The 13,196-nt window shown below is 74.2% G+C and carries 10 protein-coding genes; 1 reads left to right on the plus strand and 9 read right to left on the minus strand.

Annotated features, from left to right (window positions below; genetic code table 11):
• Window positions 1-2: 2 nt before the first annotated feature.
• The 8 genes from J4E96_RS20215 to J4E96_RS14190 form a co-directional block, all read right to left on the minus strand.
• Window positions 3-1,100, minus strand: a complete 1,098-nt coding sequence (locus tag J4E96_RS20215; RefSeq protein WP_264466155.1) for a helix-hairpin-helix domain-containing protein — start codon at window positions 1,098-1,100, stop codon at window positions 3-5.
• Window positions 1,101-1,190: 90 nt separating this feature from the next.
• A complete protein-coding gene (locus tag J4E96_RS14160; RefSeq protein WP_227422732.1) occupies window positions 1,191-2,042 on the minus strand; it encodes a DegV family protein in 852 nt (283 codons plus the stop codon).
• A 53-nt stretch (window positions 2,043-2,095) separates the two neighbouring features.
• Window positions 2,096-5,020, minus strand: coding sequence for a leucine--tRNA ligase (leuS, locus tag J4E96_RS14165; RefSeq protein WP_406619903.1), 2,925 nt, complete (start codon window positions 5,018-5,020; stop codon window positions 2,096-2,098).
• 58 nt (window positions 5,021-5,078) lie between these two features.
• Window positions 5,079-6,164 carry a fatty acid desaturase family protein gene (locus J4E96_RS14170; RefSeq protein WP_227422733.1) on the minus strand — a complete coding sequence of 362 codons (1,086 nt, stop codon included), beginning with the start codon at window positions 6,162-6,164 and terminating at the stop codon, window positions 5,079-5,081.
• A 182-nt stretch (window positions 6,165-6,346) separates the two neighbouring features.
• Complete coding sequence (locus J4E96_RS14175) at window positions 6,347-7,555, minus strand: MFS transporter (RefSeq protein ID WP_406619905.1); 1,209 nt, start codon at window positions 7,553-7,555, stop codon at window positions 6,347-6,349.
• A 97-nt stretch (window positions 7,556-7,652) separates the two neighbouring features.
• Window positions 7,653-8,330 (minus strand): metal-dependent transcriptional regulator, encoded by a 678-nt coding sequence (locus tag J4E96_RS14180; RefSeq protein ID WP_227422734.1) that lies wholly within the window; start codon window positions 8,328-8,330, stop codon window positions 7,653-7,655.
• A gap of 4 nt (window positions 8,331-8,334) precedes the next feature.
• Window positions 8,335-10,047 (minus strand): metallophosphoesterase family protein, encoded by a 1,713-nt coding sequence (locus tag J4E96_RS14185; RefSeq protein ID WP_227422735.1) that lies wholly within the window; start codon window positions 10,045-10,047, stop codon window positions 8,335-8,337.
• A 116-nt stretch (window positions 10,048-10,163) separates the two neighbouring features.
• Window positions 10,164-10,934 (minus strand): LLM class F420-dependent oxidoreductase, encoded by a 771-nt coding sequence (locus J4E96_RS14190; protein ID WP_227422736.1) that lies wholly within the window; start codon window positions 10,932-10,934, stop codon window positions 10,164-10,166.
• Between the two features lie 126 nt (window positions 10,935-11,060).
• On the opposite strand from J4E96_RS14190, the gene J4E96_RS14195 reads away from it, so the two are divergent.
• Window positions 11,061-12,095 carry a glutathione S-transferase family protein gene (locus J4E96_RS14195; protein WP_227422737.1) on the plus strand — a complete coding sequence of 345 codons (1,035 nt, stop codon included), beginning with the start codon at window positions 11,061-11,063 and terminating at the stop codon, window positions 12,093-12,095.
• 36 nt (window positions 12,096-12,131) lie between these two features.
• Here the strand turns inward: J4E96_RS14195 and J4E96_RS14200 are convergent, their stop codons facing one another.
• Entirely contained in the window at window positions 12,132-13,076 is a 945-nt protein-coding gene (locus J4E96_RS14200; RefSeq protein WP_406619907.1) for a VOC family protein, read from the minus strand.
• Window positions 13,077-13,196: the final 120 nt, after the last annotated feature.

Genomic DNA, 13,196 nt, shown 5'->3' on the forward strand with positions numbered 1-13,196 from the left:
GGTCACACCCGCACGAGGTCACGAAGGCGCCCCAGCAGCGTGTCGCCGATGCCCGCGACCTCGCCCAGCTCGTCCACGGCTGTGAATCGCCCGTTCTCGTCCCGCCAGTCGAGGATGCGCTGCGCGAGCACCGGGCCGATGCCAGGCAGCGCGTCGAGCGCGGCCAGGTCGGCTGCGTTGAGGTCGACGGGCGCTGCCGGGCTGGACCCGCCTGCGCCGCCCGCAGGCGAACCCGCTGCCCCGGGCGAACCGCCCGATCCCGCGGAACCCGCTGCACCTCCGGAGCCCGCAACGCCGCCGGAACCCGCGACCACCTCCCCCGGCGCCGGCACCACGATCTGCTCGCCGTCGCCGACGACCCGGGCGAGGTTGACCGCCGTGAGGTCCGCGCCCGCGGTCGCGCCGCCCGCGGCGGCGACGGCGTCCGACACGCGCGAGCCCGCCGGCAGCTGGACGACGCCGGGAGCCGCGACCTGCCCCACCACATGCACGAGCACGACGCCGACGCCGGCACTCGCAGGTCCCGACGATCCCGCCGTGCCGCCCCCATCCGGCGGCCCACCCCCACCCGGCTCCTCCCCCGGCGCCGCGCCGACCGCGCTCGCGCCCGGCGACGTCGCCGGCGTCGCGGCCGGTGCCGCCTCCGGAACGCTCACGACCTCGGGCGACGCCGCGAGCATCGCCCGGGCGGCCACCCCGGCGCCGAGGATCGCGATCGCGATCCCGGCGACCAGCGCCAGCCGGAGGTTGAGCTGCCACCTCCGCGGGCCGCCGGGGGGCCGGGCATGTTCGCGCCGGCCACGCTCGAGCGGGTGCCCGTGCTCGGCCGCGTACGCGGCCGCGGCCGCCTCCAGCGCACCCGCGCGCCACCGCGCGACGACGTCGCGGACGTCGCCGTCCGGCTCGTCCGGCTCGTCTGCGCCGTTCGGCCCCGCTGCGCCGTTGGATCCCTCGGCGCCGTTCGACCCCGCAGCGTCGTCGAACCGGTGCCGCGGCGAGGTGGGGACCCAGTCGGGCTCGGCGGCGGGTTCGGCGCCGGCCACGATGCGCCGCAACCGCTCGCGGGGCACGCGCTCGACCGGCTCCTGCGGACCAGACATGGGCGCACGCTAGGTCGGCGACCCGCGGGCGCGGTACCGGCGCTCGGCCCTCCTGGGGACGGGCCGGTCGCGCCCGCGGCCGTGGTCGGGCTACCGGTCCGCGACCACCACGGCGAGCAGGCCCGGCCCGGCGTGCACGGCGACGACGGCACTGATCTCGGAGACCTCGACGCCGCTCACGACCGCGCCGAGGCGCGCCTCGAGGCGTCGCGCGAGCGCCGCGGCGACGTCGGGCTGCCCGAGGTGGTGCACGACGACCCGCGCGGCGCCGCGCGCGAGGCAGTCCGTCGCGGCGATCGCCTCGAGCCGGTTGCGGGCAGCCGCGCGGGTGCGGACCTTCTCGACCACCTCGATGCGACCCGACCGGACGCCCAGCAGCGGCCGGAGGCCAAGGACGGTCCCCATCGCCGCCGCGGCCGCCCCGACGCGCCCGCCCCGGCGCAGGTGCTCGAGGGACTCGACCAGGAAGAGCGTCGTCGCGGAGGCCGCGACCCGACGCGCCCGCTCGGCCGCCGCGGCGCCGTCGGCGGCCCCGGTGCCCGTGGCCCCGGCGACCACCCGCGCCGCCTCGACCGCCGCGAGCCCCAGGCCCATCGCCACGCTCCGCGAGTCGACGACGTGCACGGGCACCCGCGCGGCGAGCGCGGCAAGCTCGGCGGCGCGGACGGTGCCCGACAGCTCCCCCGACACGTGGACCGACACGATCTCCCGCGCGCCCCGGTCAGCCGCGCGGGCGTACGCGCGCGCGAACGCGGCGGGCGAGGGCTGCGACGTCGTGACCGTCCGGCCCGTGCTCAGGGCGGCCAGCAGCTCCGCCGCAGTGAGGTCGACGCCCTCGTGGTGCCGGGCGCCGTCGACCATCACCTCGAGCGGGACGACCTCGATCCCCCACTCCTGGGCAACCCCGGGCGGCAGCGACGCGGTCGAGTCGGTGACGACCACGACCGCTGGCCCGCGGCCCGCGCCCGGCCGGAGCCGGCCAAAGATCGGCGGGCTCAGGCGGGCACCACGTTCACGAGCTTCGGCGCGCGCACGATCACGACGCGCACGTCCCGGCCCGCGAGCGCGCGCTGGACGCCCGGGTCGGCCAGGGCGAGCGCCTCGAGTGCGGCGTCGTCGATCCCGGGCGCGACGTCGATGCGAGCCCTGACCTTGCCCTGCACCTGGAGCACGCACACGACCGAGTCCTGGACGAGGTACTCGTCGAGGGCGACCGGGTACGGCTCGTGCGCGAGCGAGCGGTCGTGGCCGAGCAGGCGCCACAGCTCCTCCGCGATGTGCGGCGCGATCGGCGCCGTCATCAGCACGAGAGGCTCGAGCGCGGCCCGCGGGACGGCCGCGAGCGACGTGAGGTGGTTGTTGTACGCGATGAGCTTGGCGATCGCGGTGTTGAGCCGCATCTCCTGCATCTCGACGCGCACGTCCGCGATCGTGCGGTGCAGCAGCTTCACGGTCGCGAGCGACGGCGCGTCGTCGGTGGCAACGAGGGCCCCCGTCGCCTCGTCGACGCCGTTGCGCCACAGGCGCTGCAGGAAGCGCTGCGAGCCGACGACGGCGCGCGTGTCCCACGGGCGGGACTGGTCGAGCGGCCCCATCGACATCTCGTACACCCGGAAGGTGTCGGCGCCGTAGGCGTCGTACATGTCGTCGGGCGTCACCACGTTCTTGAGGGACTTGCCCATCTTCCCGTACTCCTGCACGACGGGGACGTCGACGCCGTCGACCTGCGCCACGAACTCCCCGGGCGCGCGCTCCGTCACGGTCGCGGCCTCGACGTAGGCGCCGTTGTCGGCGCGCGCGTAGGCGTACGCCTGGATGTAGCCCTGGTTGAAGAGCTTGTGGAACGGCTCCAGGCTCGAGACGTGCCCGAGGTCGTAGAGCGCCTTGTGCCAGAACCGCGCGTACAGCAGGTGCAGCACGGCGTGCTCGACGCCGCCCACGTACAGGTCGACGCCGCCCGCGGCGCCGGCGGCCGCGTTGTGGTCGGGCCCGAGCCAGTAGCGCTCGAGCGCCGGGTCGACGACGGCGCCCGCGTCGGTCGGGTCGAGGTAGCGCAGGTAGTACCAGCACGACCCGGCCCAGTTGGGCATCGTGTTGGTCTCGCGCCGGTACTTCTTGGGGCCCTCGCCGAGGTCGAGCGTGACGTCGACCCAGGCGGCGTTGCGCCCCAGCGGCGGCTCGGGGGCCGAGCTCACGTCGTCGGCCGCGAAGGTGCGCGGCGAGTAGTCCGGCACGTCCGGGAGGTTCACCGGCAGCTGCGCGTCCGGGATCGCGATCGGCAGGTCGTTCTCGTCGTACACGATCGGGAACGGCTCGCCCCAGTACCGCTGGCGGCTGAAGAGCCAGTCGCGCAGGCGGTACGTGGTGGTCGAGCTGCCGAGCCCCTTGGCCTCGAGCCACGCGATCATCGCGGGCTTGGACTCGGCGACCGCGAGGCCGTTCAGGTCGATCTCGTCGTTGGCGGAGTTGATCATCGCGCCGGAGCCCGTCCACGCGCCGCCGTCGAAGCCGGCGGGCGGCTGCACGGTGCGCACGTGCGGCAGCTCGAACGCGGCCGCGAACGCCCAGTCCCGCTCGTCCTCGGCGGGCACGGCCATGATCGCGCCGGTCCCGTAGCCCATCAGCACGTAGTCGGCTGTGAAGACCGGGATCGGCACCCCGTTGACCGGGTTGAGGGCGAGGTGGCCGGTGAACACGCCGGTCTTGCGGCCCGCGTCGATCTGGCGCTCGACCGCGGTCTTGGCGGCCGACTCGGCGCGGTACGCGGCGACTGCGGCGACGGGGTTCGAGTGCCCGCCGGTCCAGGCGTCGCGGGTCCCGTCGGGCCACTGCGCCGGGACCTCGTCGAGCAGGGGGTGCTCGGGCGCCACCACCATGAAGGTCGCGCCGAACAGCGTGTCGGGCCGGGTCGTGAAGATCTCGACCTCGGCCGCGCCGGGCACGGCGAACCGGACGTACGCGCCGTCGGAGCGGCCGATCCAGTTGCGCTGCATGGCCTTGACCTTCGCGGGCCAGTCGATGAGCTCGAGGTCGTCCGCGAGCCGGTCGGCGTAGGCCGTGATGCGCATGTTCCACTGCCGCAAGCTGCGCTGGAACACGGGGAAGTTCCCCCGCTCGCTGCGGCCGTCGGCGGTGACCTCCTCGTTCGCGAGGACGGTGCCGAGGCCCGGGCACCAGTTGACCGGCGCCTCGGAGATGTACGCGAGCCGCTGGGCGTCGACCACGCGCCGGCGCTCGACGGCGTCGAGCGCCGCCCACTCGCGCCCGTCCGCCAGCGCGCGCGTGCCGGCGTCGTACTCGGCCACGAGCTCGGCGATCGGGCGGGCCCGGCCGACGCCGCCGTCCGGGCGCACCGCGTCGACGTCGTACCACGCGCCGAAGATCTGCAGGAAGATCCACTGCGTCCACCGCACGTAGCCCGGGTCGGTCGTGGCGAACGTGCGCCGCGGGTCGTGCGCGAGCCCGAGCCGGCGCAGCTGCCGGCGCATGTTCGCGATGTTGGCCTCGGTCGTGACCTGCGGGTGCTGCCCGGTCTGCACCGCGTACTGCTCGGCGGGCAGGCCGAACGCGTCGTAGCCGAGCGCGTGCAGCACGTTGTCGCCGCGCATCCGGCGGTACCGGCCGACGACGTCGGTCGCGATGTAGCCGAGCGGGTGCCCGACGTGCAGGCCGGCGCCGGACGGGTACGGGAACATGTCGAGCACGTAGAACGTCGGGGAGCCCGGCGCGGCCGGCGCCCCGTCCCCGTCGGCGAGCGCACCGGTCGGGTTGGGCGTGAAGAACGTGCCGAGTTCCTCCCAGCGATCCTGCCAGCGCTCCTCGAGCTCGGACGCGAGCGCGGCGGTGTAGCGGAAGCCGAGGTCACCCGTCGCACTGTCGTCGACGGCGGGCACGGCGGGCGAGGCATCGGGCGAGGTCACGCGCCGAGTTTACCGGCGGCCCGGCGAGCGGGCGCGCACCGGGCGAAGCGGCCCGTTGTCAGCGCGCCGACCGGTACTCCGCGGTCAGCGGGCACTGGAACGGGTCGCTCGCCGCGAGGCCGACCTTGTTGAGGTAGCGGATGACGATGCCGTACGACTGCAGCAGCGACGTCTCGGTGTACGCGATGCCCCGCGAGGCGCAGAACTCGCGCACGATCGGCTGGACGCGGCGCAGGTGCGGGCGCGGCATGCTCGGGAACAGGTGGTGCTCGACCTGGTAGTTGAGCCCGCCCATGAACCAGTCGATCAGCCGCCCGCCGCGCACGTTGCGGCTCATCAGCACCTGGCGGCTGAGGAAGTCGATCCGCGAGTTCGCGGGGACGATCGGCATCCCCTTGTGGTTGGGCGCGAACACGGCGCCCATGTACAGCCCGAACAGGCCCATCTGGACGCCGATGAACGCGAACGCCATCCCGACCGGCAGGGCCCAGAACACCAGGGCGAGGTACCCGCCCAGGCGCAGCGTCACGAACGCGATCTCGACCGGCCGGCGCTTGACCTCGCCACGCCCGAACACCGTCTTGACCCCGGACAGGTGCAGGTTGAGGCCCTCGAGCAGGAGCAGGGGGAAGAAGAGCCAGCCCTGCCGCTTCGCGAACCAGGCACCGAAGCCCGTGCGCGCCTGCGTGAGGGTCTCGGTGTGGAAGACGATCGTGTCGACGCCGATGTCCGGGTCCGCGCCGATCTGGTTGGGCTTGGCGTGGTGCCGGCTGTGCTTGTGGTTCCACCAGCCGTAGCTCATGCCGGCGTACAGGTTCGCGATCACGAGGCTCGACCAGTCGTTCCACTTGCCCGACGCGAAGATCTGGCGGTGCGCGGCGTCGTGCCCCAGGAACATGACCTGCCCGAGCACGAGGGCAAGGACGGCGGCGACGGCGAGCTGCCACCAGGTGTCGCCGAGCAGCACGATCGTGGCGCCGAGGCCGATGAGCGCTGCGGTGAGCCCGACGAATCGCGCCCAGTAGTACGCGTGCCGGCGGCGGAGCAGCCCCGCGTCCTGCACGGTCCGCGCAAGCGCGGTGAAGTCGCTGACCTGGCGCTCGCGCGGCGCGTTCGCGGTCGCGTCGGTGGTGCTCGTGTTCACGTTGGCCCGCCCTCGTGCATCGTGATGATGACGCGATGCCGCAGAAGGCAACACATCCGGTCGACGTCATTTCAGAATAACCGGCGGCACGCTTTCGCGCCCTCAGACGCACAACCACGCCGGGGCCGTTCGTACACTCCTGCCGGCATGCGGGTGCCCGCCGGCGGGTCGGCGGCCAGCGGTCAGCGCGCGGGCGCGGGGGTCCGGCCGAATGCGAGGACGAGGGCCAGGCCGGCGAGCGTCAGGCCGGCGCCGACCCAGGCGGGCGCCAGGTACCCCCAGCCGGCGCCGATGACGAGGCCGCCGAAGTAGGCACCGGAGGCGTTGCCGAGGTTCAGCGCCGAGTGGCACAGGGCCGCGCCGAGCGACGGCGCCGCGGGCGAGACGTCCATCAGCCGCGTCTGTAGGGCGAGGCCCAGCACCTGCGACGTGATCCCCAGGAGCACGATCGACAGCACGGCGGCCACGGGCTGCGCGCCGGTGAGCGCGATCAGGACGAGCACGAGCGCGGTGCCGGCGAAGCCGAGATACACGGTGCGCAGCACCGACCTGTCCGCGAGCCGGCCGCCGAGCACCGTCCCGACGGTCATGCCGAGCCCGAACAGCCCGAGCACGATCGGGACGGTCGCGGCGGGCAGCAGCGTGACCTCGGTGATCAGCGGCGCGACGTACGAGTAGACGGCGAACATCCCGCCGAAGCCGATCGCCGCGGCCGCGAACGCCGCCCAGAGCTGGGAGTTGCGCAGCGCGGCCAGCTCCGTGCGCACGGTCGCCTCGGGGTGCGCGGCGAGCGGGGGCAGCCAGCGCCACAGCGCCGCGAGCGTGATCAGCCCGAGCACGCCCACGACGACGAAGGCGGCGCGCCAGCTGAGGTTCTGCCCGACGACCGTCGACAGCGGGACCCCGACAACGTTCGCGATCGTGAGGCCGGCCATCATCGTCGCGACGGCGCGGCCGCGCCGGGCGGGCCCGACGACGGCGGTGCCCATCACGGCCCCGACGCCGAAGAACGCGCCGTGCGGCAGCCCGGCGGCGAACCGCGCGACCATCAGCCAGCCCGCCGAGGGCGCGAAGGCGGACAGCACGTTGCCGACCACGAACGCGACCATGAGCGCGATGAGCAGCGTGCGCCGGTCGATGCGGGCGGCCGCGGCCGTCAGCAGCGGCGCGCCGACGACGACGCCGAGCGCGTAGGCCGTGATGACGTGGCCCGCGGCGGGGATCGAGACCTCCAGGTCGGCCGCGATCTGCGGGAGCAGGCCCATGGTCGCGAACTCGGTGGTGCCGATGCTGAAGCCGCCGAGGGCGAGGGCGAGCAGGGCGGGCCGGACCCGCGCGCCCGGCAGGCCGTTGAACTGGGCCGGACGGATTCCTGTCGGTGCCTGGGTCACGGTGCTCCTGGGTCGAATCGATTCGATCGCGCCCCCGGGCGGCACCGTCGTCACCATCGGGGAGCGTGGCCATGCTACCGGCCCCGCCGGAGCCACGTCAGGTGGCAGGCAGGACCCACAGCGCCGACGCCGGCCGCTCCTCCAGGGTCAGCTCCCGGCCGCCGACCCGCAGCGCGATCGGCCCGTCGCCGGCGCGCGCCGCGACGACGGTGATCCGGACGTCCGGGCGCAGGCCGTGCGCGGCGCACAGGCGCAGGACGCCGGGGTCGGCGTCGGACACGCGCGCGAGCACCCACTCCCCCGGCCCGAGATCCCAGAGCCGCTGCGCCGCAGGGGTCGGCACGTGGCCGTCGGCGGTCGGGATCGGGTCGCCGTGGGGGTCGCGGTCGGGGTGCCCGAGGCGCGCCGCGATCCGCTCGACCAGCAGGTCGGAGACGGCGTGCTCGAGCACCTCGGCCTCGTCGTGGACCTCGTCCCAGCTGTAGCCCAGCTCCTGCACGAGCAGGGTCTCGATCAGCCGATGCCGGCGCACCATCGCGACGGCGTGCGCCCGGCCGAGGGCGGTGAGCTCGATCGAGCCGTACGGAGCGTGGTCGACGAGGCCCTGCGCGCCGAGCCGGCGCACCATCTCGGACACGGTCGGGGCGCCCACGCGCAGCCGCGCGGCGAGCAGCTTCGTGGTCACGGGCGCGGTCGACCACTCGCGCGCGGTCCAGATGACCTTGAGGTAGTCCTGGGCCACCGCGGTGAGGTCGGCGGGCTCGGCTGTGGACACGCCGTCAGCCTACGGGCGACGCCGGCCGCTGGTCGGCGAGCGAGCCGTCGTCGTCCACGACCGGCTCCACCGGCCGCGGGAACGGGACGGGGTAGCCGACCGACGCCGTGCCGTCCGGCCGCACCTCGATGAGCTGGTAGTCGATCGCGCGGCGCGTGTCGGGGTCGAAGCGCAGCACGGTCATCTCGGCGGTGCCCTTCAGCGGCCCGACCGTGGGCTGCCCCGGTGCGGCGCCGGCGGTGCTGGCGCTCGTGAAGCGCACGCCCTCGCCGGACGCCTCGGGCCCGTACCGCACGTGCCGGTGGCCCGAGAGCTGTAGCGGCACGCAGCCGCTGTCGAGCGCCGCCTGGCCGACGGTCGGCGTGTGGATGAGGAGCAGGTCGATCTCGCCGTCGTCGCAGGCCGTCTGGGCCAGGCGCGCGCCCACCTCCGTCGCGCTCTCGGCGCCGCTCAGCGAGGTGCCGCCGCCGACGCGCGTCTGGCTCGGGTCGGTGTCGCCGAGGATCCGCAGCCCGGCGACCGTGACCGGCCCGCCGTCGAGCACGGTGAAGCCGGCCCGGCGCTCCTGCGCGGACGTCTCGGACGAGTCGTGGTTACCGCCCGCGACCACGACGGGGATCCCCGCGGGCACCGCGGCGGCGAACGTCGTGATGCAGTACTGCTCGACGGCGGTGCCGTTGATGGTCGAGTCCCCACCGTCGAGCACGAGGTCGACGTCGGCGAGCGCCGCGGCCGACCCGATCAGTGGCGCCATCCCGACGTTGCAGTGCAGGTCGCTGACGAGCAGCGCGACGATCGGCGCCTCGTCCTCGGTCGCCGGGGTCGGGGTGGGGGCGGCCGGCGCCAGGGGCTCGCCCTGCAGCAGGGCCCGCGCCTCCTCGCGCGCGCGCGTCCCGGCGGCCCGGTCCGCCCACGCGGTCTCGAGGGCGTCGTCGGCGCCCGCGTAGAAGTCGGTGTTCGCCCGGTACGCCTTGACGACCTCCCCGCCGTAGGTGTCGATCACGCCGGCGAGGCGGCCCGTGATCCGGGCGCCCTCCAGGGGCGTCCCGTCGAACACGCTCGACGCGGCGCGGCCGGTCAGCCCGCGCTCGCTCGGGTTGAGGCTGCTCACCGCCGTGGTCGCGACGGCGAGCGCGAGCAGCGCGCCACCGATCAGCGGCCGACGGCGCGGCGCCAGCCCCGCGGCTAGCTCGGCGCGGCGCGGCGTACCGAGCAGCACGCGGCCGACGGCCACGAGCAGCGCGACGGCGACCAGGGCCGAGAGGGTGCGCAGCGCCGCGTTGACGACCAGGGCGCGCGCGGCGTCGGTGATGCTCACCTGGGGGGCGCTGAAGAACTGGACGTAGCTCTGCAGGTCGCTGCCGAGCGCCTCGATCGTCCGAGCGGCGTCGACGGCGCGGACGTCGGCAGGGATCTCCTCGACCGTCACGCGCGCGCCGAACGTCAGGGGGAGCGGCGAGTCGATCTGCAGCGTGCCGAGGGGGCCGAGGTCGAGCGTGACGAGGTCGTCGGTCGTGACCTCGTAGCGCGCCTCGTGCGGGCCGAGGCTCGACTGCGTGGACGCCGTCGTCACGCCGAACGTGAGGGCGCCGACGAGAACCACGAGCCCGACCAGCGCTGCCCGACCCCAGCGGACCCGCCGCGCCCAACCACCGATGCCGCGCCAACCCCGACCCAAAGACTCCCGCCACGACTGCGCCAGGGCACGAAATCTCATCCCCCCGACTCTACGTCGCCCCCCGCGCACCCCCGCGCTAGCCGGTTTTCAGAGGATCCGGTTCGCCAGGCGCACCGGATCCTCTGAAAACCGGGTCGGGGTGGGTGGGTGGGGGGTTAGCGGTTGTCGCGCCAGGCGGTCCAGGCGCGGACCAGGGAGAGGTCGTAGTCGGGGCCGTTGACGCCGATCGTGAAGAGCGTCGCGCCTGCGGCCACCAGGTCGTCGGCGACCTCGGCAGGCGGCGCGGTGACGGCGCCGGACCGCTCGATGAGGCCGGGGTCGCGGCCCACCGCGGCGCAGTGCTCGTCCAGGATCGCGCTCTTGCGTGTGAGCGTGCCCACGCTGCCGAACCCGTGCCAGATGTCCGCGTGCTCGGCGACCAGCCGCAGCGTCTTGCGCTCGCCGCCGCCGCCGATCAGCACCGGGATCTCCCGGGTCGGCAGCGGGTTGCTCTTGGCCCAGCGGGCCTTGATCCGCGGCAGCGAGTCGCCCAGGCCCGCGATCCGGGTCCCGGGCGTGCCGAACTCGTACCCGAAATCGTTGTAGTCCTTCTCGAACCAGCCGGCGCCGATCCCGAGGATCAGCCGCCCGCCCGAGATGTGGTCGACCGTGCGCGCCATGTCGGCAAGCAGCTCGGGGTTGCGATACCCGTTGCACGTGACGAGCGCGCCGATCTGCACGCGCGAGGTCTGCTCGGCCCACGCGGCGAGCATGGTCCAGCACTCGAAGTGCTTGCCGTCGGCGTCACCGCTCAGCGGGAAGAAGTGATCCCAGTTGAAGATGATGTCGACGCCCGCGTCCTCGGCGCGCGCGACGGCGTCGCGGATCTGGGCGTAGTCGGCGTGCTGGGGCTGGAGCTGGACCGCGATGCGGATCGGGGAGGTCATGGGTCGACTCTCGCATCCGAGAGCCCCGCGCGCGAGCGGCTCGGCCGACGACGCGCCGACCGCGAGCGCGGGCCCGGACTTGCGAGGATTGGCGGCTTTGCACCCGCCGGGGCATGCTGTCCGATCATGACGACCGAGTCGCACGAGACCACCGGCGCGTACGTCACGCCCGGGCAGGAGTTCACGCGCGACACTGCGTACATCCAGACCCGCGTCACGGCCGACGGGCGCGACGGCTACCCCGTCGAGCCGGGCCGGTATCGCCTCGTCGTCGCGCGCGCGTGCCCCTGGGCGAACCGGGCGATCATCGTGCGCCGCCTGCTCGGCCTCGAGGGCGCGCTCTCGATGGGCGTGTGCGGCCCGACGCACGACCGGCGCAGCTGGACCTTCGACCTCGACCCCGGCGGCGTCGATCCCGTGCTTGGGATCCCCCGGCTGCAGGACGCGTACTTCGCCCGGTTCCCCGGCTACGAGCGCGGGATCACCGTCCCCGCCCTCGTCGAGGTCGCCACCGGCCAGGTCGTGACCAACGACTACGCCCAGCTCACCCTCGACCTGTCGACGCAGTGGCGCGAGCACCACCGCGACGGCGCGCCCGAGCTGTACCCCGAGCACCTGCGCGACGAGATCGACGCGGTCGCCAAGCTGGTCTTCCGCGACGTCAACAACGGCGTGTACAAGTGCGGCTTCGCCGGCTCGCAGGCGGCGTACGAGCGCGCCTACACGCGCCTGTTCGACCGCCTGGACTGGCTCACCCAGCGACTGTCCACCCAGCGCTATCTCGTGGGTGACACCCTCACCGAGGCGGACGTCCGGCTGTTCACGACGCTCGTGCGGTTCGACGCCGTTTATCACGGCCACTTCAAGTGCAACCGACAGAAGCTCACCGAGATGCCCGTGCTCTGGGCGTACGCCCGGGACCTGTTCCAGACCCCCGGCTTCGGCGACACGGTCGACTTCGACCACATCAAGCGGCACTACTACGTGGTGCACACCGACCTGAACCCGACGCAGATCGTCCCGAGCGGCCCGGACCTGGCCGGCTGGCTCGTCCCGTCCGGCCGGGAGGCGCTGGGCGGGCGCCCATTCGGCGACGGGACCCCGCCCGGCCCGCCGCTCGCGGCGGAGATCGTCCCGCGCGAGCACACCGCCGCCGGCTGAGCGGCGCGCGCGACCACCGCGCGCTAGCGGCGCCTGCTACCCCTGCGCCGAGACGCGGATCTGGTTGCGCCACGGGTCCTCGAAGCTCACGGCCGCGCCGTCGTCGCGCACTGCGACGCGGTGGTGGGCGAGGCGCCCGGTGAGCGCCGCGACGTCGTCGGCCGTCGGCACCACGATCGCGACCTCACCCAGGCCCAGCGACGACGCACGCGGCCCGGCGCCCGCGCTGTTCCACGTGTTCATGGCGAGGTGGTGGTGGTACCCGCCGGCCGCGACGAACAGCGCGCCGTGCCACTGCGCCGTCACCTCGAACCCCAGCGCGTCGACGTAGAAGGCGCGCGCCGACGGCACGTCGCCCACGGACAGGTGCACATGGCCGACGACGGCGTCCCCCGGCTCCTCGAGCGCCGTGTCCGTCAGGTGCTCGCGCAGGAAGGCATTCGGGTCGAGCGCGAGCGAGCCCATCGTCACGGCGCCGTCGACCCAGGTCCAGTCCGCGCGGCTGCGGTCCCAGTACAGCTCGATCCCGTTGCCCTCGGGGTCGGTGAAGTAGAACGCCTTCGACACCACGTGGTCCGCGCTGCCGGCGAACGTGCCCGGCGCGCGCGCCGCGATCGAGGCGACCGTGACCGCGAGGTCGGCCTCGGTCGGGAACAGGATCGCGGTGTGGAAGAGGCCGGCCTCGCCGCGGCGCGGCGTCGGCAGGCCCGGCGTGTGCCGCAGGATCACCAGCGGCGTCCAGGACCGGCCCAGCACGACCGTCGCGCTCGCCTGCACGGCCAGGACCGCCTCGGCGGGCGCGGCGACGTCGAGCACCTCGAGCAGCAGGACGTCGCGGTAGTACGCGGTCATCGCGTCGAGGTCGCCGACGTACAGAGTCACGGCGTCCATCGCGGTGCCGGCAGGGATCAGGTCCGCCGCGTGCGGGGACGCGACTGCTGCCGGGTCGAGTGCGGTGTCGGTCGCTGCGTGCTGGCTCATCGGTGCCTCCGGTTGGTGTGCCGCCAATATACTTGAGTGTTCAACCATTACGCAAGAGGCCGCTCGTAGACCGCGGCGCGCCCTTCACCTAGTTGCGCCACCCTGCGGTCGGTGGGCGCG

The sequence above is a fragment of the Pengzhenrongella sicca genome (genome assembly GCF_017569225.1).
GTDB classification, from domain to species: domain Bacteria; phylum Actinomycetota; class Actinomycetes; order Actinomycetales; family Cellulomonadaceae; genus Pengzhenrongella; species Pengzhenrongella sicca.

Bases quoted from the DNA above. Each gene is read 5' to 3' on its own strand.
- J4E96_RS20215 (WP_264466155.1), bottom strand. From the start codon at position 1,100: ATGTCTGGTCCGCAGGAGCCGGTCGAGCGCGTGCCCCGCGAGCGGTTG.
- J4E96_RS14185 (WP_227422735.1), bottom strand. From the start codon at position 10,047: ATGAGATTTCGTGCCCTGGCGCAGTCGTGGCGGGAGTCTTTGGGTCGG.
- J4E96_RS14190 (WP_227422736.1), bottom strand. From the start codon at position 10,934: ATGACCTCCCCGATCCGCATCGCGGTCCAGCTCCAGCCCCAGCACGCC.
- J4E96_RS14195 (WP_227422737.1), top strand. From the start codon at position 11,061: ATGACGACCGAGTCGCACGAGACCACCGGCGCGTACGTCACGCCCGGG.
- J4E96_RS14200 (WP_406619907.1), bottom strand. From the start codon at position 13,076: ATGAGCCAGCACGCAGCGACCGACACCGCACTCGACCCGGCAGCAGTC.